Here is a 17,841-nt window from a genome sequence, read left to right as displayed (position 1 = left end):
AACTGGAAGAAGAGTCAGGTATGAGCCCATGTATAGCCCCCTCGAACCCTTTGTTCGTCCGTCCTTCCAGTCTCAATTTTTAGCTCGGTCGGAGCGTCTTACTCAAGGAAAACTGTTGCGAGATAAACTGCCTCGGACGGTACATGGGGCCTGGTCTCCGCCCAAAGACCGTCGGGATCCCATTGATATTTTAGAAGCCTCCAACGAGGGACGTCTGCCGGAATTAATCCCCATTCGTTATGGCCGGATGTTGCGGAGTCCGTTTACCTTTTTTCGGGGCTCAGCGGCCTTGATGGCCTACGATTTAGCGGGATTACCCAACACGGGCATTGAAGTCCAGGCCTGCGGGGACTGCCACCTGCTGAATTTTGGCCTCTTTGCTACCCCCGAGCGGAATTTAGTCTTTGACCTCAATGACTTTGATGAAACCCACCCGGCCCCCTGGGAATGGGATCTTAAACGCTTGGCCGCTAGTTTTGTAATCGCGAGTCGGGACAATGACCTGACGGATGCAGAGGCGCAGTCCGTGGCCATAACCTCGGTGCGGGCCTACCGGGAACACCTGCGAGAATATTCCAAAATGAGTCCCCTGGAGGTTTGGTACGCACGCCTGGATATGCAAGATATTATTGCCATGGCCCCCGATGAAGATACCAAGAAAACACGCGAACAAATGGCCAAAAAGGCCCGCCAGCGAGTGATTGATTATCTGTTCCCTAAGATTACCAGCCAAGTTGGGGGCCGCTATCGGTTTGTGGATCAACCCCCCATTCTTTTTCATATCCCAGAGGAAGATTTTCAGAACCGAGTACAAGAGGCCCTGGAGGACTACCGGGAAAGCCTTTCCGAAGAACGTCGAGTGCTGTTAGACCGCTATCGCTTAGAGGATATTGCGATCAAGGTGGTAGGGATTGGCAGTGTGGGAACGCGGTGTTACATTACCTTGCTTTTTTCCGAAGAAAATCATCCCCTGATTTTACAGGTCAAGGAGGCCAATCGTTCTGTCCTAGAACCCTATACCCGGCCCTGCCACTACGATAACCAGGGCCAACGGGTGGTTCGGGGCCAGCGCCTGATGCAATCCTCCAGCGATATTTTCTTGGGCTGGACGAAGGGCCGTCACGGTAATCATTTCTATGTGCGGCAACTACGGGATATGAAATTTTCTGTCCCCGTTGAGAGGGTTTCCAGCGCTCAACTCCACCACTACGCTGAGTTCTGTGGTTGGACACTGGCCCGGGCCCATGCCAAGTCGGGGGATTCCGCCACCATCAGCGGCTACCTGGGCAAAGGAGATAAGTTTGATGTGGCTATGGGAGAGTTTGCCCTGGCCTACGCTAATCAAAATGAAGAAGACTATAACATCTTGGTTCAGGCGGTGAAAGCTGGACGAGTTGAAGCCCTGATCGAAGCTGATTTATAGTAGGGTGTCGCCTCTTCCCTTTGTATCTATGTCTTCTCCTTCCTCCGCTATGCTTGTGGCACTCCAGAATTTGATTGAGGTGGTGGCCCGTCTCCGAGACCCGGAAGCGGGATGTCCCTGGGATTTGGCCCAGACCCCGGAAAGTCTCATTCCCTATGTGATCGAAGAGGCCTACGAAGTGGTTCACGCGATCCAAAGCCAAGACCCGGACGCCATTGCCGAAGAATTAGGGGATTTATTACTGCAAGTGGTTCTCCAGGCCCAGGTAGCCAGTGATCTAGGCCAGTTTGATCTCGAACAAGTGGCTGAGGGCATTACCGCTAAACTGATTCGTCGTCATCCCCACGTTTTTGGAGAGGCCTGTCTCGACAGTCCCGAAGCCGTCCGGGCCAACTGGGAACAGATTAAGGCCCAGGAAAAGGGCCTAGAACCGGGCCAGGAAATTCCCTTGAGTCAAAAACTGGGTCGCTATGCCAAAACCTTACCCCCGTTAATGGCCGGCAGTAAAATTTCTCACAAGGCAGCGGCCTTCGGCTTTGAATGGGAAACTATCGAGGGGGTGTGGGCCAAATTTGAGGAAGAACTCGCAGAATTCCGCGAGGCCTTAGAAGGAGAGGATCCGGCCCATCAAACCGCCGAACTCGGGGATCTCCTCTTTACCCTGATTAATTTGGCCCGTTGGTATGGTCTTGATCCGTCCCAGGCCCTACAGGGCACCAACCAGCGCTTTATCCAACGCCTGCAACTCATGGAACAATTTTCGGGAGCACGCCCTTTGAGTGACTATACCTTGGCCGAACTAGAGGCCCTCTGGCAACAGGCCAAAGCACAACTGAAACAGTAGTGGCCCAGGGCCCTCTCAAGACTCCTGGCAGGAAATTGACGCCTGATATCATGGCCACGATAAAATCAATTAAACTAATTCCAACAGTAGAGTCCACAGGGTAACGTTATGATCATTCTCCCCGGTGCCACCGTGCGTGTCGTCAATACCGAAGATACCTACTATCGTTTTGAGGGCCTTGTCCAAAGAATTAGTGATGGTAAGGCTGCGGTTCTTTTTGAAAATGGCAACTGGGACAAACTGGTCACCTTCCAATTAGACGAGCTCGAAGCGGTCAATCCCCTTAAATAAGGTCTGCAGATTTTTACCCCTCTGCCTGTGGCACCTCCTCTTACGAAGGGGAGGACGGGGGGAGTTAGTTGTGTAATCGGGTTTTAGTGATTTGGGATTACACCGCAATACGGGGTAGGCGGTGTTTGAAGCTACACAGGATTTCCCAGGAAATAGTACCGAGGGTTTGGGCCCAGTCGTCGGCAGAAATGGATTGGTGCCCATCCTGGCCGATCAGGGTTACAACTTCCCCTGGCTGGAGGTCAGGGAATTGGCTGACATCAAGCATCATTTGATCCATGGTAATGGCCCCAATCTGCTGGACTTCTTGGCCCCGGAGTAGAACCGAGAGACGGTTAGAAAGATTACGGGGAACCCCATCCGCATAGCCAATGCCAAGAACCGCAATCTGCATGGGCCGGTCACTGACAAAGTGGTGGCCATAGCTGACCCCTGTACCCGCAGGAATGGTTTTGACCTGGGTAATTTTGGCCCGCACGCTGAGGACGGGTTTCAGGTTGAGGACGGGTTGCAGGTGCGGGGCCGGATAGAGGCCGTAGAGACCCAGACCGATACGCACCAAATCATAGTGCCACTCTGGGCCATTGAGCACTCCAGCCGAGTTGGCCAGGTGGAGTTTCGGCGGATGGTAGTAAACTTGGCGCAGTTGGGCAATCGCCCATTCAAAATACTGTTTTTGCCGTTGCATTTGAGTCGGGTCGGGGTCATCCGCCGTTGCTAGGTGAGAGTAAATGCTGGCAACTCGTAGTTGTGGGGCCTGACGAACCTGTTCGACAAAGGTAACAGCTTGTTGCCAGGGAACCCCGAGACGCGACATCCCTGTATCCAGCTTGAGGTGAACCGGCAGGGATTGGCCAAGCTGAGCCAGGGTTTGGGCAAAAATCTGGGCTTGGGCCAAGGAGGCCAGGGTGGGTTGGAGTTGCCAATGGGCCAGGGCCTTGATTTCTTCTGGTGTGTTAGTTGCACCCAAGAGCAAGATCGGGGCAGTAATCCCCGCTTCCCGTAATTCAATACCTTCCCCAAGGGTCGCAATGGCCAAACCCTGGGCCCCCGCCTGGAGCGCAGTTTGGGCCACCCGCAGGGCCCCGTGCCCGTAGGCATCAGCCTTGACCACGGCGATCAGTTCCGTCCGGGGTTTGAGATAGGCCTTAAATTGTTGAACATTGTGGATTAACGCCGCTTGGTCAATTTCAACCCAGGCCCGCTGACGGATCAGTTCCGAGAGACGATAATCAAAACGGCCCGCATAAACGGATTCTAGAGGGGGACGCCGTTCCCGACCTAACACCATATTGTCCTCACACACACCAAACCATTATCGCCAACGATAGTGTGGAAGCCCCAGGAACGTCAAGTTGACCACCATCCCCCGGTCGCCGCGCTAGAATTGGCCAAATTCGTCTCAATGACTGTCCGGCCCTCTGGCCCCTGAGCAAACCGCTATGCCCTACGAAGCCCTCCCTCTTTCAACCCGCGTCCCTGTCTTATCCTGGGCCAACCATGACCTTGGCCCTGAAGAAAGCCGCATGGCCCGTAATGTGGCTCAGCTTCCCTTTGTATTTAAACATGTTGCTCTAATGCCCGATGTCCACCTGGGGAAAGGGGCCTTAGTCGGGTCGGTGATCGCCACCAAAGATGCCCTCATCCCAGCGGCGGTGGGGGTGGATATTGGCTGTGGCATGGCCGCGCTACAAACGCCCTACTCTGCTAATCAGTTGGAAGGCAAACTCAAACGCATTCGCCTAGACATCGAAGCCGCCATTCCTGTGGGTTTCCAGGAAAACAAAGAAGTCGCCAAGGATGCCCAAAATTGGCAACAATGGGACGACTTTAAGCAACTCCATGCAGGGGTGCAAGACCAATATAAAAAAGCTAGCCGCCAGATGGGTTCCCTGGGGGGCGGCAATCATTTCCTCGAAGTTTGTCTCGACAGTGAAGATAAGGTTTGGTTAATGTTGCACTCGGGGTCACGGGGCATTGGTAATCTTCTGGCCCAGTGCCATATCAATAGCGCTAAAAATCTGGCTAGATTAGCTGGATCATCTCTACCTGACCCGGATTTAGCCTATTTTGTCAAAAATACGCCGGAATTTGCCGCCTATTGGCACGACCTCTGCTGGGCCCAAGACTATGCCCGCCGCAATCGAGAGGTGATGATGGCCCGTTTCAAAAAAATCATTGAAAAACAGCTAGCGGGAGGTAAACCCTTTAAACCCAAACTCTTGGTAAATTGCCACCACAACTATGCCGAAGAGGAAAGCCACTACGGTGAATCGGTGTTTGTAACCCGCAAGGGGGCCGTCCGGGCTCGAGAAACGGACTACGGCATTATTCCGGGTTCCATGGGGGCCAAATCCTTCATTGTCAAGGGCAAGGGCAATGCCGAAAGCTATTGTTCCTGTTCCCACGGGGCTGGCCGTCTGCTCTCGCGAACCAAGGCCAAAAATACCTTTAGCCTGGATGATTTAATCCAACAAACGGCGGGGGTTGAATGCCGCAAGGACGAAGGCATTATTGATGAAATCCCAGGGGCCTATAAACCGATTGAACAGGTGATGGCCAATCAAGCCGATCTGGTGGAAATCGTCGCAACCCTGAAACAGGTGATTTGCGTCAAAGGTTAGTTGGAGCTTGGGTTGTGCGGAGCATTGGTTTGTGGTGTAGGGAAGCAATCTAGCAGATCTTCCTCCAACCGCTCCAAGCTCTAAAATTGAATTAGTCCAACAAAAAAGATACAAAAAAACTATTGCGATGAGTAATCACCCTTTCCTCAAAGTCGAAATCTCTCAACTCAGCATTACTGAGCGCATCCAACTGGCTGAAGACCTTTGGGATAGTGTTTTAGAGCGTCAAGACAAAGTATCTTTAACCGATACCCAAAAACAAGAGCTTGATCGCCGATTAGATGACTATCAACAGGACGCAATCGCCGGGTCAAGCTGGGAAGACGTCAAACAACGACTCGGCGTTTCCCAATGACCTACAAACTGATCATCCGTCCAGATGCTGAATTGGATATTCAAGAGGCTTTTGAGTGGTATGAAGCACAAATTTTAGGGCTTGGTTCTGAGTTTGTTCGGGCGGTTGATGCTTGCCTGTCTAGCGTTGGACGTAATCCGCTTACCTATTCAGTCATCTATAAACAAGTGCGACGGGCACTCATTCGGCGTTTTCCCTATGGAATTTTTTATGTACTTGAAAAAGATTGCGTTGTTGTAATTGCCTGTTTTCACAGTAAACAAAATCCGAAATCATGGAAAACACGTCTTTAAGCTTGAATCGGTTCGGGGTCAATTGCAACCATTGCGCCCCCAGATTCCGTTGCTTTTGGGCGAGAGAATCCAGAGCATTTGCATCGCCTTCCCTCTTCCCCTACACTACGGCTATCTTGAGTTTGACGCCGAAGTAATGAAACTAAAGTTAGTTTTTAATTCCCTCAAGTCTGACCGTCGGGAACTAGAGGTATCCCCCTGGCTCTGTCTGGGCCTGGCTTTACTCTTGACGTTGGCAATCTACGGGGCCCTCTGGCCCGTGCAAAAATCCTACCTGGGAATCCTGCTCTACGAGCGGGGCTTTACCCAGCATCTGGTTATCCTCTTTGCCAGTTTTGTGCTGGCGTTTTTGGCCTTGAAGGCCCTGAAGATTCAGCGGGAATTTAAGGCCTTGACTCAAGACTGGTTGCCGCCGGGGTTAACGATGATTCCGCCGGAAGATAGTACGGCTCTGACCCTCCAGCATAATCTGAGTAAAGAAACCAGTGTCCTGGCCCGACGTTGTAGTCGTGTTCTCGGGGCCTATCTCTACTCCCAAGAACGGCCGGTAGCAACAGAGTTTGCCCTAGAGGATGCCGCCTTTTACCAAAATAGTTCTGAGGCCTCCTATGCCCTGCCCCGCATTCTAATCTGGGCTATTCCCCTGCTGGGATTCATTGGTACGGTACTGGGCATTAGTGCAGCAGTCAATGGTTTTTCCAGTTTTTTGGATCAATCCAGTGATATTGACCAAATTAAAGAGGGCATTGGTACCGTTACTAGTGGCCTGGCCATTGCCTTTGATACCACCTTGCTGGCCCTGTTATTTAGCGTTATTGTCATGATTCCCCTCTCCTTGGTGGAACGCTGGGAATTGCGCTTGCTCTTGGCCATGGATATCTACATTAACGATAAGGTGTTGCCCCGCTTTCAGGGCACGCATCGGCCCGAGCAGATTCGTCAATGGGTCGATGAAGCCGTCAAACGATCCCTGCCGGGCCCCGAGGCCTTAATTCAGCCGGCCCAGCACTACGCCGAACAGGCCGCTCAGGCCCTGGCCCAAGGCTTTCAGGCAGAAATCACAACAGTACAGGGCCTAGTGGCCACCTTGATTACCAATCTGGAACAAACCAATACCACGATTCGAGACGGCAGTGTTGGCTTGAATCAGCAACTAGAACAGACGGCTCAGGCCCTGGAAATGCGGGTTGGCCAGTTGGTGGAGCAAACGGCCCAAATCAATGAAGTGGCCCGACTGCAAGCGGCTCTGGCGGAGACCCTCCGCACCCTCAAGGAGAAGGAAACCCTGGAGGGGGTCTTGGCCCAACTCGAAACCTGTTTAACCCAACTGCAACCTAGTTTGAACCAACTCAGCAAGCCCCGACGCTTAACCTGGGTGGAAACTGTTGATGAAGGCCCTGAGGCCTAGGCCAGAAGATCATGCCCCGACGATCAGCCAAAAAATCGCATCCCGAGCCGGATCTGTTTCCCTTTCTCTCGATCCTGGCTTGCACGATTGGAACCCTGATTTTATTGATCATTGTTATGACGCTCCAATCCCTGGGCAAGGGCCGCAGTGTTACCATTTTGGCCAGGCCCGAGACAGGACAAAACCAACAAAAGCAACCCCGTTATGTTGAGTGCCAAGCTGGTGGGATCGTCATCCATCCCCAGGGCACTTTTGTTTCTAGCGCTAGTCTGGGCAGTCCCCAATCCCCCCTCGAAACCCTGCTCCGGCAGTTGGCCCGCCGTAAAGACCGCGAATATCTGATCGTGGTGGTTCGGCCCCAGGGTATCGAAGTTTTTAAACAACTCCGGGCCCTGGTGGAGAATCGGGGCATTGACCTGGGTTATGAACCCCTGGAGGAAGGCTGGCGCTTGAACCTCAAAACGGAGGCCCCCTAGAGCGTATTTGAAAAGCCCCCCGCCCCCCAAGATTGGGGGGGTCTCCAGACGAGGAGATTTAGAGGGCAAAATAAGACCTGACAGACAGGTTCTGGGGCCCTTTCCTGATCTCTATCCTTATTTTTCCCTTTCCCATGGCAAGAAGACGGCACTCCCCCTACCATTCCCTGCCCCCCCAGCAAAATCTAGACTCCTTTCTCGATATTTTGACCAATACAGTGGGGGCCTTGATGTTTATCGGCCTGTTTATTACTCTGGTCACGGTGGAATCGGCGGCTATTATTCAGACACCTCTGGTTAAAACCAGCAACAAGCAGGTCCATCTCTTTGAGTTACGGGGAGAACAAGTGCTGGCGGTGGATACCCAAACGGTACAGACTGAGGTCGAGCGACAGTTGCAGGCCCTGCCGACCTGTCCCCGGCCCCAAGCCAAGGCCGAAGACTACGGAGCCTATCTGGCGGAGTTTCAGAATTATCAGGCCTGTCTGCTCCAGCAGAGTGAACATCTGGCTAAGTTAAAGGTGGAAACCGCTGACTACCAAGTTACCTTGGTTAATGTCGATAACTTTGCCTTTCAGTACACTCCCAAGGCGGGGAAGCAGTCAGATCCCCCCTTGCAGTCTGCCGAGTCTCCCTTTGCACAACAACTCCAGGCCCTAGACCCCCAACGGGATTACGTAGCCTTTGTTGTTCGGCCCGATGCCTTCCGCACCTTTCGCCAGGCCCGCAAATTGGCCCAACGCCAAGGGTTTGATATTGGCTGGGAACCCCTGGCAACGGAGACCCCTTTGATTTTAGGCAGTGAGGGCCGACGCATCGGAGTACAGTAGCCCGGATTCAGAACAAATCATCATCCAACTGGACATCCCATTGAGCCGAGAGCATTTGGGTCATCATGGCTTCGAGGGTATCGGCATCCAAGCGATGGTTAGTGGGGGGCGTAGAGACTGGATTAGTCTGGGGAATCAATTGTAGATGGCGTTGGTCTTGCCAGAGATTAATAACGGTCTGGGCTTCGGCATTGCGACTCAACTGGAGATAATCGAAGCTATAAACGTTGAGATAAAGAGACTGGTTCATGACCAGGGTGGCCTGTTGATGGTCGGCAAATACCTCTAGAATCCAGCCTTCACCTTGACTTTGGCAAACCCCGTCTAGTGAATGGATATACTTGACATGACTCAGGCCATTAAGCAGTCGCTTCATATCCTCTTTATGAACAACAATGCCTTGATCAATAATGCAGGGAGCGGGCAGATCGTGGGGAGGATGCTCAGGATTCATGGGGGTATCACCATCGCAGAGGAGGAGTGGGGGCCGCGAACGAGGGCCATAAGATAGATCTAGCCACTGGTCGTTCAAACTCTGGTGACTTCGGTCAGCGTTGATCCCCGCTCGCCTTCAATCTTAACTCAATCTTTCATAACGAATTTTTAAACTTTGACTGAGTAAAAACTCATTACGACACCTGCTATGCCCTGGCTTGCTTCCCTCCTCGGAGCCATCCTGTTTTATACCACTCTTCCCTTACCGTCAAGCTGGCCCGCTTCCCTGGAACGTATTGCCCGTTGGGTTCCCTTGGTCGGCCTATTTCTGGGCCTGATTTTGTTGGGGAGCAATTTTGGCCTGACGCAACTTCATTATCCAGAATTTGTTCGGGCCGGGCTTTTAGTGGCGGCCTTAGCATGGCTCACCGGGGGCCTGCACCTAGACGGAGCCGCTGATACCGCCGATGGCTTAGCCGTCTTTGACCCGGAGCGTCGTCTAGCGGTAATGCGAGATAGCCTAACTGGGGCCTTTGGCGTGATGGCCCTGAGCATAATTTTGTTACTCAAAACCGTTGCACTCTCTGCTTTGCTGACGACGGATCGACTCTGGGGGCTGCCCCTGGCCTTGGGCTGGGCCCGCTGGGGCCAACTGGTGGCCATTGCCGGCTTTCCCTACCTCCGTCCCGAGGGCAAAGGGGCAATACACCGTCAAACCCTAAAAATGCCTCAGGATCTCCTGCTTGGCCCTGGGGCCTTACTGGCCTACTCGGCTGTTTGGTATGGTGGTCAACCCCAGGCCTGGCCCTGGATTCTGCTGAGTAATAGTATGGGAAGCCTGATCGCGGGAGCAGTGGCCCTCGGGTTGGGACGAAAACTAGGGGGCCATACCGGCGATAGCTACGGGGCCGTGGTGGAGTGGGCCGAGGTCTTGATCCTCTGTGCCTTGACCATGGGCCTGGGGTAAGAGATGGCCCACAGGATTGAACTCAAGCAATATCAGACGGGTTAGACTGGGGCAGAAAAAGAATCTTGCCCTGTCTATGCTACGCCGTCGTTTCTGGTTGTTTTGCCTAACCCTGTTGGTTTGCTTGAGTCTGGGGGTCTGGGGCCTCAGTCAGCGGGCCGTTGCCAAAGGGGTTCCCAAACATCCCCTCGATCCCCTCACCGCCGAGGAAATCCAAACCGCCGTCCGGGTTTTGAAAACCGAAAAGCAACTGGGCAAGCAGGTTATCTTTATTGACTTGGCCCTCCAGGAACCGGATAAGCAGACCGTGCTTAACTTTCAAAACCAGCAACCGTTTCCCCGCCAGGCCGCCGCTATTCTACGGGACTTAGGCAAGCATCTCACCTACGAGGCGGTGGTCGATCTCCAGGGCCAGCGGATCAACACCTGGCAGACCGTCACCCAGGGCCAACCCCCCTTTGCTGATTCTGACTACGAAACCCTAACCGAGGTTGTCAAGGCCGATCCTCAATGGCAGGCGGCCCTGCAAAAGCGCGGTATTAGGGACTTTAAGCCAGCAGTCATTGATGGTTGGGCCCTGGGCCTCCAGAATGAAGCGGAAGCCAATTCGGGAAAACGTTTAATACGCGGCATTACCTACTATCCCACCGCAGGACGAAAAAACTACTATGGTGCGCCCATCGAAAACCTGATGGTGACGGTGGACTTGGAGCGTCGGCAACTAGTGGATATCCGAGACTACGGCGTGGTTCCCTTCTCCAAGGCCAATTTTGACTACGATCCCGACAGTGTTAAACCGCTCCAACCGGCCCTGAAACCTCTGCTCTGGCAACAACCCCAGGGGGCCAGTTTTCAACGCCAGGGAAATCAGATCCAATGGCACAATTGGACATTTCGCTATTTGATGCATCCCCGAGAAGGCCTTACCCTCTACCAAGTCAGCTACAAGGATCAAGGCCAGGAGCGGCCAGTGCTTTACCGCGCCAGTTTATCGGAGATGGTGGTTCCCTACGCTGACCCTACGCCGCCTTGGGTGGTGAGGAGTGCCTTTGATGTGGGGGAATACCGTTTTGGTTGGCTATCCACAACCTTGGTTAAGGGTAAAGATGTGCCGAATCATGCCCTCCTGCTGGATGCGCTTTTTACCGATGAACAGGGCCAGCCCAGTATCAGCAAAAATGTCCTGGGCATCTACGAGCGGGATGGCGGTATCCTCTGGCGGCACTACGATTTCAACACCGAAGATTACCAAGGCCATCGAGCCCGAGAACTGGTTTTGGCCACCGTTTCAGCCATTGGCAATTACGACTACGGCATCAATTGGGTTTTCCATCAGGACGGTACCTTGACGGTGGAAGTAGACTTGACCGGCATTATGCTGGCCCAGGCCACGGCCCAGACCCAGGATGAGGGCCATCACAGTACACCCTTTGGAACGTTGGTGGCCCCCAATGTCGTCGCCGTGAATCATCAGCACTTTATGAATTTTCGCCTCGACTTTGATGTGGACGGCCCCGTCAATAACGTTGCGGAAATGAATGTGAAGGCCTTACCCGTCAGTGACACCAATCCCCAGGGCAATGCCTTTTCCATGCAAGCCCAGCCCCTGCGGCGGGAAACCGAAGCCGTGCGAGACGTGAGTCTGGCCCAGAGTCGTACCTGGGTGATCACCAGTGCCCAGCATCAAAATTCCCTCGGGGCCAAAACCGGCTATATGCTCATGCCCGGTGGTAATGCCCCTTTTTATCCGGCTTCCACCAGCAATGTTTTTCAACGGGGCCAGTTTGCCCGTCATCACTTCTGGGCCACCGCCTATCATCCCCAGGAACGTTATGCCGGGGGGGATTACCCCAATCAAGGCTTGCCTAACCAGGGCCTGCCCCAATGGATCGCGGATAATCAATCCCTCGAGAATCAAGATCTAGTCATTTGGTACACTATGGGCGTAACCCATATTCCCCGCCCGGAGGAATGGCCGATCATGACGGTGCATCCGGTGAGTTTCAAAATTATGCCCTGGGGATTCTTTGGCCAGAACCCCGTGCTGAATGTGGCCGACCCGCTAGATCCGCCAAAATAGGAGGGGATGACCCAGATTATTTTGCCCTCACCGCCAACCCCTCTGCCAAGTCAGGGAGAAGGGAGCCGCGTTTTTGCCATTCCTCTATCACCTTTCCTGTTCCTGAGCTATGCTGACCACCGCCCTTGATTTTTCCTCCCTCCTGCACCAACAGCGCCAATATTTTAATACTGGGGCCACCCGTCCCCTGGCCTTTCGTCTGGAACAGCTTAAAAAGCTCAAGACCCTGATCCAAGAGTACGAGCCCCAAATTTTACAGGCCCTCCAGCAGGATCTCTATAAACCTAACTTCGAGGGCTACTTGACGGAAATTTTGGCCGCAACCAAGGAAATTGATTACGCTATCAAGCACCTGCCCCAGTGGATCAAACCCCGGTCGGTGCCGATCAGTCTAGAAACTTTTCCCGGCCAAGCCTGCATCTACCCCGATCCCTTAGGCGTTGTCCTCATTATTAGCCCCTGGAATTATCCCTTTGGTCTGGCCCTGTCTCCTCTGGTCGGAGCCATTGCGGCGGGAAACTGTGCCGTGATTAAACCATCGGAACTGAGTCCGGCGACATCGGCAGTGATTACGGATCTGCTCAATCGCCATTTTCCCCCCGAATTGATCCAAGTAATGGAAGGCGATGCCAGCGTGAGCCAGGCCCTGTTACAGGAACGCTTTGACCATATCTTTTTTACCGGCGGCACTCGTATTGGCAAAATTGTGATGGAAGCGGCGGCAAAACATCTCACCCCCGTGACCTTGGAACTCGGCGGTAAAACCCCTTGCATTGTTGATAGGGAGATTGACCTGACGGAAACCGCCAAGCGTATTGCTTGGGGGAAATTTCTCAATGCGGGCCAGACCTGTGTCGCCCCAGATTATTTGCTAGTGCAAGAAACTATCCAGCAACCCCTACTCCAGACCCTCCAGCAGGCCATCGAGGATTTTTATGGTACGAATCCCGCCGAAAGCCCTGATTACGGCCGTATCATCAACCAACGGCAATTTGACCGCCTGGTGGGCCTACTGGATAGCGGCGATATTGATTACGGTGGGGCCTGTGACCCGGTCAGCCGTTACCTGGCCCCGACCCTGATGACGAATGTCTCTACGGATGCGCCGGTGATGGCGGAGGAAATTTTCGGGCCAATTCTGCCGATTCTGACCTATCAGTCCTTGGAAACAGCCATTGCTTTTGTCAATGAACGGCCCAAACCTCTGGCCCTGTACCTCTTCTCGAAAGATTCCCAAAAACAGGCCCAGGTTCTAGCCGGCACCTCTAGTGGTGGAGTTTGTATTAACGACACCATCATGCACTTGGGGGTGACGGATCTGCCCTTTGGCGGAGTTGGCCCCAGTGGTATGGGCCAATATCACGGTAAGGCCAGCTTTGATACTTTTAGTCACTTTAAAAGCGTCCTCAAGCGACCGTTTTGGTTGGAATCGGGCCTGCGCTATCCCCCCTACGGTAAAAAATTAACTTGGGTGAAGCGACTCCTGGGCTAGGCCTAATCCTGGATATATTCCGTGCCGGTGACCAGGGCCAGTTCCGCCCTGACCAGTTCCCGACCGAGGTAAGCCGCATGATCGAGCCGAGTGACAGGACAGGGGTCAAGCTCCTCAAACAGTTTGATACAGAGTTCCTTGGCCGTTTGGCCGGTCAGGGTCAAGCTCGGACGACGAACCACCCCGCCCCGACAGGCGATAACTTCCCCAGTTTCGGGATCGACTGCCAGGCCCTGGTCATTGATGGCATTCCCGTAATGTTCTATGCGAATCACGGGGGCCGAGGCATCAATGGCAATAATCCAGTAACCGCCGGGGTCTAGGTCAATAAAACGATTAGAGAGCTTGTCATCCAAACTTTTAAGGTCGTCACGCAGGGTGGTCATAGAGAATTAATCGTCTAGATTGCAATGGGGTTAGGGAGATTCTCTCCCAAGACAAAGGGCTTACTGGGGAACGCTGGCCATGGCCCCGGAATAAACTAGGCCCTTTTGGGCATCGAGGGTGAGAATGGCCCCCTCCCGAACGATCTGAGTGGCCTGTTTAAAACCAACGATCACTGGGACGCCGAGGCGTAGGCCAATGATAGCGGCATGACTGGTAAGGCTGGGTTCCTCGGTGATAATGCCAGCGGCCTTGCGCATTACCTCCACGAAATCGGCACTGGTGGAAGGCACGACCAGAATTTCCCCAGGACTAAATTGATTCAATTCCTTGGAATTGTTAGCCACCCGAGCCCGGCCACTCACGGCCCCCTGGCCAATGCCGACGCCCCGGCCCAAAATGGCCTTAACCACTTCCACTTTAATCAAGTCCGTAGAACCCGCCACCCCCTGGAGCGTACCGGCGGTCATCACCACCAGATCGCCATCCTTGAGTAGAAGATTTTCCTGGGCCACATTAATGGCGGCCTGGAAGGTTTGACTCGTGGAGGGGAGGTCAAGAACCAGAAGCGGTTTGACGCCCCAAACCAATTGCAATTGCCGCGAGACATCGACGTGGGGAGTGATGGCAAGAATTGGGGTTTTGGGCCGGAATTTGGACACATTACGGGCTGTAGCTCCCGTTTTGGTTAGGGTCATAATCGCCGCCGCCTTTAAGGTCTCGGCAATGTCACTCACTGCCGCCGAAATGGCGTTGGGAATCGAGGTTTTGGGACTAGCGGAGCGGTCGGTTGCAATTTGTTCTTGCTCAATGCGCTCGGCAATCGTTGCCATCATGGCCACAGCTTCCACCGGAAACTTACCAATCGCCGTTTCATTGGAGAGCATGACAGCATCGGTACCGTCTAGGATCGCGTTAGCTACATCGGATACCTCCGCCCGCGTTGGTCGGGGATTATTGACCATGCTGTCGAGCATTTGCGTGGCCGTAATCACGGGAATACCCAATTGGTTGGCCGTAGCGATCAGTTTCTTCTGTAAAATCGGCACGTCTTCAGCGGGCAGTTCTACCCCCAAGTCCCCCCGAGCCACCATCACTCCGTCGCACTTTTCCAAGACGGCCCACATGTCTTCGATGGCCTCATGTTTTTCGATTTTGGCAATCACCGGCACAGATTTTCCCGCCGCCGCAATCAGGCCTTTAATCTCTTCAATGTCCTGGGGATTCCGCACAAAGCTCAGAGCCACCCAATCAACCCCTTGATCCAGCCCAAACATCAAATCCTCTTTATCTTTTTCCGTCAGGGCCTTGACCGACAGATAAACCCCCGGAAAGTTAACCCCTTTATTGCTGGAAAGGGTGCCCCCCACCACGACGCGACAGTGGAGGTCTTTATTGGCCAGGTCAATGCTTTCTACTCGCATCTCCAACTTGCCATCATCCAGGAGAATTCGGGCTCCTTCCGGCACTTCCTCGGCCAAACGCTCGTAACTAATCGAACTAATTTCCTGATTACACTCTACCTTGCGACTGGTGAGGGTAAAGCGGTCTCCGGGTTTTAAAATAATCGATTGGGTTTCGTTGAGAAACTTGCCGACCCGAATCTTCGGGCCCTGGAGGTCTTGGAGAATGCCGACGGGTTGGTTCAGTTCAAAGGCGGTTTGCCGAATCAGACGAATACTTTGGTGATGGTAATCGTGGTCGCCATGGGAAAAGTTTAGGCGTAAGGTGGTTGCCCCAGCTTGAATTAACTGCCTTAGCACTTCCTTGCTCTGGGTGGCAGGGCCGATGGTAGCCACAATTTTGGTACGACGGGGAAGCGGCGAGGTGGGCATAGAAACCTTACAGATAAAAGGGCAATAGGAATATTACTAGGCTAGGTGAACCATTGACCAGCAGGTAACGTCACCATTCATTATCAGTCAAGAGGGGACACTGCGCTGATGTCAGCCCTCAATGTACTGGGGAGTGGGGAAGGTCTTGCGGTAGAATAGCCAGGTTCTCCTGAATTTTAGGTAGGAATAAACGATGGAGAGGAGTCTGTTAAAACTATTGAAAAAAGTCAGGGAAAGCTATCGTGATGATAACTTTCTCCACTGGCTTCATGATCTAGAAAAATTCGTTGCTAAGGTTTTAGCAGTCTGCTTAGTCGCTGTTATTTTTGTTTCTCTATTTGATTTAATTAGGGTTCTGATCGTAGAGTTGTGGCAAGAACCCATCGGCTTTTTCAATACTACCCTTATACAACTATTTGGCCTGTTTTTAAATATTTTAATTGCCCTAGAACTGCTAGAAAATATTACAGCCTATTTAAGGAAAAATGTTATACAAGTCGAGCTGGTATTGGTGACGGCGATTATTGCCATTGCCCGCAAAGTCATCATCTTCGACTCTAGCAAATATAGCTACCTTAGTCTCATTGCGCTAGGGGTTGCGACTATCTGTCTTTCCGTCAGTTACTGGTTACTCAAGCAATTACGGGAAGGCCCCCAGCCGTGAACCCGGCCCAAATACCTGGCTAGGCAGAGATGCAAATGTTAGCCTAGGAATAGTTTGTGGCGTTTGTTGTATAAAGTTTAACGATTGGGTGATGGTCAAAAAAATTGTGGTGGGCCTGTCCGGTGGGGTTGATAGTTCAGTGGCGGCGGCCCTGCTCCATCGTCAAGGCTATGAAGTAGTGGGTTTAACCCTCTGGTTAATGAAGGGCAAGGGCCAATGCTGTTCCGAAGGGATGGTGGATGCAGCCTTTATTTGCGAGCAACTGGGCATTCCCCACGAGATCGTTGATACGCGGGATTTGTTCCAAACCCACATCGTCGATTATTTGGTGTCGGGTTACGGTGATGGGGTGACGCCGCTTCCCTGTTCCCAATGCAATAAAGCGGTTAAATTTGGCCCCATGGTGCGCTATGCCCAGGAGACCCACGGAACCGATCAGATTGCCACGGGCCACTATGCCCGTATTCGTTACGACGACAGTCTCGGTCGCTATCAACTTCTGCGAGCGGTGGATCGCCAGAAAGACCAGTCCTATTTTCTCTACGACCTCGACCAGGCCATCCTCGGGGCCACGCACTTTCCCCTGGGGGAACTGACGAAACCCGAAACCCGAAAAATTGCCCAGGAATTGGGACTGAAAACCGCAGAAAAGCCCGATAGCCAAGACCTCTGTTTGATTGAAGCCCACGGCTCCATGAAAACCTTTCTCGACCAGTACTTGGCCCCCAGGGCCGGGGAGATTGTCGATGTCTCAGGCAAAGTGGTGGGCCAGCACCAAGGTATTCATCACTACACCATTGGCCAGCGGAAAGGCCTGGGTATTGCCGCGCCCGAACCGCTCTACGTGGTTCACCTCGATCCAGTTTTGAATCGCGTCATTGTCGGCAATCGTGAAAATGCAGGGAGTCCCGATTGTTTCGTCAGTCGTCTCAATTGGGTCTCGATCCCAGAACCCCAGGCCCCGATCCGCTGTCAGGCCCAAGTCCGCTATCGTTCAGCGGCGGTTCCCGTGCAGGTGATTCCCCTAGGCAACCGGGTTCGCCTGGTCTTTGATGAACCCCAGTTTGGTATCACGCCCGGCCAAGCGGCGGTTCTCTACGACGGGGATTGTGTGCTGGGGGGCGGCATCATTGAGAAAAAGACCGATTCACCTCTCTAAACCCACCAAGGCCCTTTATCCTAATGGGTTGGGCTTGGAGAAAAAAAAGGGAGTTAGAAACACTCCCCTAGAAATATTGAAAACAACCCTAATCAGATTCTAGGCCTAAATCATCTCTGTCATCCCACAGAGCCTCAAAGACCTGCTTAGCGGTATCGCCTGCTGTCTTAGCTTAGGAGAACGTTTCATCAGGTGTTGTGGACAAGTCGTTATGGGGTTGTCGGGCTGGTAGCCAATTACTAGCCACTACAACAAATACCAAATAGACTTGATGGGATTAA

At 53.0% G+C, this 17,841-nt stretch carries 18 protein-coding genes; 14 read left to right on the top strand and 4 right to left on the bottom strand.

All coding sequences use genetic code 11. From position 1 onward, the window contains the following. Positions 1 to 28: 28 nt before the first annotated feature. The 3 genes from ABXS88_RS10925 (at position 29) to ABXS88_RS10915 (ending at position 2,558) form a co-directional block, all read left to right on the top strand. On the top strand, positions 29 to 1,423 hold the full coding sequence (locus ABXS88_RS10925) for a DUF2252 domain-containing protein (protein ID WP_353672078.1): 1,395 nt from the start codon (positions 29 to 31) through the stop codon (positions 1,421 to 1,423). A gap of 28 nt (positions 1,424 to 1,451) precedes the next feature. Beyond that, positions 1,452 to 2,267: a nucleoside triphosphate pyrophosphohydrolase gene (gene mazG / locus ABXS88_RS10920; RefSeq protein ID WP_353672077.1), complete on the top strand. Its 816-nt coding sequence runs from the start codon at positions 1,452 to 1,454 to the stop codon at positions 2,265 to 2,267. Positions 2,268 to 2,378: 111 nt separating this feature from the next. After that, complete coding sequence (locus ABXS88_RS10915; protein WP_353674808.1) at positions 2,379 to 2,558, top strand: NAD(P)H dehydrogenase subunit NdhS; 180 nt, start codon at positions 2,379 to 2,381, stop codon at positions 2,556 to 2,558. Between the two features lie 97 nt (positions 2,559 to 2,655). Here the strand turns inward: ABXS88_RS10915 and alr are convergent, their stop codons facing one another. Then, positions 2,656 to 3,849 carry an alanine racemase gene (gene alr / locus ABXS88_RS10910; protein WP_353672076.1) on the bottom strand — a complete coding sequence of 398 codons (1,194 nt, stop codon included), beginning with the start codon at positions 3,847 to 3,849 and terminating at the stop codon, positions 2,656 to 2,658. Between the two features lie 151 nt (positions 3,850 to 4,000). Between alr and ABXS88_RS10905 the strand changes: the two genes are divergently transcribed. The 6 genes from ABXS88_RS10905 to ABXS88_RS10880 all read left to right on the top strand — a co-directional run bounded on the left by ABXS88_RS10905 (position 4,001) and on the right by ABXS88_RS10880 (position 8,544). After that, complete coding sequence (locus ABXS88_RS10905) at positions 4,001 to 5,182, top strand: RtcB family protein (protein WP_353672075.1); 1,182 nt, start codon at positions 4,001 to 4,003, stop codon at positions 5,180 to 5,182. Positions 5,183 to 5,309: 127 nt separating this feature from the next. Next, the gene (locus tag ABXS88_RS10900; RefSeq protein ID WP_353672074.1) at positions 5,310 to 5,537 is read left to right on the top strand and encodes an addiction module protein; all 228 of its coding nucleotides are present in this window, start codon (positions 5,310 to 5,312) and stop codon (positions 5,535 to 5,537) included. Continuing rightward, entirely contained in the window at positions 5,534 to 5,830 is a 297-nt protein-coding gene (locus tag ABXS88_RS10895) for a type II toxin-antitoxin system RelE/ParE family toxin (RefSeq protein ID WP_353672073.1), read from the top strand. Before ABXS88_RS10900 ends, ABXS88_RS10895 begins: the two co-directional genes overlap by 4 nt. A gap of 136 nt (positions 5,831 to 5,966) precedes the next feature. Then, on the top strand, positions 5,967 to 7,238 hold the full coding sequence (locus ABXS88_RS10890; protein ID WP_353672072.1) for a MotA/TolQ/ExbB proton channel family protein: 1,272 nt from the start codon (positions 5,967 to 5,969) through the stop codon (positions 7,236 to 7,238). An 11-nt stretch (positions 7,239 to 7,249) separates the two neighbouring features. After that, on the top strand, positions 7,250 to 7,714 hold the full coding sequence (locus ABXS88_RS10885; protein ID WP_353672071.1) for a hypothetical protein: 465 nt from the start codon (positions 7,250 to 7,252) through the stop codon (positions 7,712 to 7,714). A 134-nt stretch (positions 7,715 to 7,848) separates the two neighbouring features. Further along, entirely contained in the window at positions 7,849 to 8,544 is a 696-nt protein-coding gene (locus tag ABXS88_RS10880) for a hypothetical protein (RefSeq protein WP_353672070.1), read from the top strand. 7 nt (positions 8,545 to 8,551) lie between these two features. Here ABXS88_RS10880 and ABXS88_RS10875 read toward each other — a convergent pair whose 3' ends face one another. Next, the gene (locus ABXS88_RS10875; protein WP_353672069.1) at positions 8,552 to 8,998 is read right to left on the bottom strand and encodes a hypothetical protein; all 447 of its coding nucleotides are present in this window, start codon (positions 8,996 to 8,998) and stop codon (positions 8,552 to 8,554) included. Positions 8,999 to 9,187: 189 nt separating this feature from the next. On the opposite strand from ABXS88_RS10875, the gene cobS reads away from it, so the two are divergent. The 3 genes from cobS (at position 9,188) to ABXS88_RS10860 (ending at position 13,518) form a co-directional block, all read left to right on the top strand. After that, complete coding sequence (gene cobS / locus ABXS88_RS10870) at positions 9,188 to 9,946, top strand: adenosylcobinamide-GDP ribazoletransferase (protein ID WP_353672068.1); 759 nt, start codon at positions 9,188 to 9,190, stop codon at positions 9,944 to 9,946. Between the two features lie 76 nt (positions 9,947 to 10,022). Next, entirely contained in the window at positions 10,023 to 12,026 is a 2,004-nt protein-coding gene (locus ABXS88_RS10865; protein WP_353672067.1) for a primary-amine oxidase, read from the top strand. 109 nt (positions 12,027 to 12,135) lie between these two features. After that, positions 12,136 to 13,518, top strand: a complete 1,383-nt coding sequence (locus tag ABXS88_RS10860) for an aldehyde dehydrogenase (protein WP_353672066.1) — start codon at positions 12,136 to 12,138, stop codon at positions 13,516 to 13,518. A 2-nt stretch (positions 13,519 to 13,520) separates the two neighbouring features. Here ABXS88_RS10860 and ABXS88_RS10855 read toward each other — a convergent pair whose 3' ends face one another. Continuing rightward, entirely contained in the window at positions 13,521 to 13,904 is a 384-nt protein-coding gene (locus ABXS88_RS10855) for a DUF4346 domain-containing protein (protein ID WP_353672065.1), read from the bottom strand. Positions 13,905 to 13,964: 60 nt separating this feature from the next. Further along, entirely contained in the window at positions 13,965 to 15,737 is a 1,773-nt protein-coding gene (gene pyk, locus ABXS88_RS10850; protein ID WP_353672064.1) for a pyruvate kinase, read from the bottom strand. A gap of 193 nt (positions 15,738 to 15,930) precedes the next feature. Between pyk and ABXS88_RS10845 the strand changes: the two genes are divergently transcribed. Together ABXS88_RS10845 and mnmA are read left to right on the top strand one after the other, a co-directional pair. Continuing rightward, positions 15,931 to 16,401, top strand: coding sequence for a phosphate-starvation-inducible PsiE family protein (locus ABXS88_RS10845; protein ID WP_353672063.1), 471 nt, complete (start codon positions 15,931 to 15,933; stop codon positions 16,399 to 16,401). A 91-nt stretch (positions 16,402 to 16,492) separates the two neighbouring features. Next, positions 16,493 to 17,560 (top strand): tRNA 2-thiouridine(34) synthase MnmA, encoded by a 1,068-nt coding sequence (gene mnmA / locus ABXS88_RS10840; protein ID WP_353672062.1) that lies wholly within the window; start codon positions 16,493 to 16,495, stop codon positions 17,558 to 17,560. Positions 17,561 to 17,841 lie beyond the last annotated feature (281 nt).

It is taken from the genome of Synechocystis sp. LKSZ1, from assembly GCF_040436315.1.
Taxonomy (GTDB): Bacteria; Cyanobacteriota; Cyanobacteriia; order Cyanobacteriales; family Microcystaceae; genus Synechocystis.
Note: the sequence above shows the minus strand (reverse complement) of the source record. Positions and strands in the feature narration are given on the sequence as shown.

Coding starts and splice junctions, on each gene's coding strand:
- ABXS88_RS10925 (WP_353672078.1), top strand. CDS start 29: ATGTATAGCCCCCTCGAACCCTTTGTTCGTCCGTCCTTCCAGTCTCAA.
- mazG (WP_353672077.1), top strand. CDS start 1,452: ATGTCTTCTCCTTCCTCCGCTATGCTTGTGGCACTCCAGAATTTGATT.
- alr (WP_353672076.1), bottom strand. CDS start 3,849: ATGGTGTTAGGTCGGGAACGGCGTCCCCCTCTAGAATCCGTTTATGCG.
- ABXS88_RS10905 (WP_353672075.1), top strand. CDS start 4,001: ATGCCCTACGAAGCCCTCCCTCTTTCAACCCGCGTCCCTGTCTTATCC.
- ABXS88_RS10900 (WP_353672074.1), top strand. CDS start 5,310: ATGAGTAATCACCCTTTCCTCAAAGTCGAAATCTCTCAACTCAGCATT.
- ABXS88_RS10895 (WP_353672073.1), top strand. CDS start 5,534: ATGACCTACAAACTGATCATCCGTCCAGATGCTGAATTGGATATTCAA.
- ABXS88_RS10890 (WP_353672072.1), top strand. CDS start 5,967: ATGAAACTAAAGTTAGTTTTTAATTCCCTCAAGTCTGACCGTCGGGAA.
- ABXS88_RS10885 (WP_353672071.1), top strand. CDS start 7,250: ATGCCCCGACGATCAGCCAAAAAATCGCATCCCGAGCCGGATCTGTTT.
- ABXS88_RS10880 (WP_353672070.1), top strand. CDS start 7,849: ATGGCAAGAAGACGGCACTCCCCCTACCATTCCCTGCCCCCCCAGCAA.
- ABXS88_RS10875 (WP_353672069.1), bottom strand. CDS start 8,998: ATGAATCCTGAGCATCCTCCCCACGATCTGCCCGCTCCCTGCATTATT.
- cobS (WP_353672068.1), top strand. CDS start 9,188: ATGCCCTGGCTTGCTTCCCTCCTCGGAGCCATCCTGTTTTATACCACT.
- ABXS88_RS10865 (WP_353672067.1), top strand. CDS start 10,023: ATGCTACGCCGTCGTTTCTGGTTGTTTTGCCTAACCCTGTTGGTTTGC.
- ABXS88_RS10860 (WP_353672066.1), top strand. CDS start 12,136: ATGCTGACCACCGCCCTTGATTTTTCCTCCCTCCTGCACCAACAGCGC.
- ABXS88_RS10855 (WP_353672065.1), bottom strand. CDS start 13,904: ATGACCACCCTGCGTGACGACCTTAAAAGTTTGGATGACAAGCTCTCT.
- pyk (WP_353672064.1), bottom strand. CDS start 15,737: ATGCCCACCTCGCCGCTTCCCCGTCGTACCAAAATTGTGGCTACCATC.
- ABXS88_RS10845 (WP_353672063.1), top strand. CDS start 15,931: ATGGAGAGGAGTCTGTTAAAACTATTGAAAAAAGTCAGGGAAAGCTAT.
- mnmA (WP_353672062.1), top strand. CDS start 16,493: ATGGTCAAAAAAATTGTGGTGGGCCTGTCCGGTGGGGTTGATAGTTCA.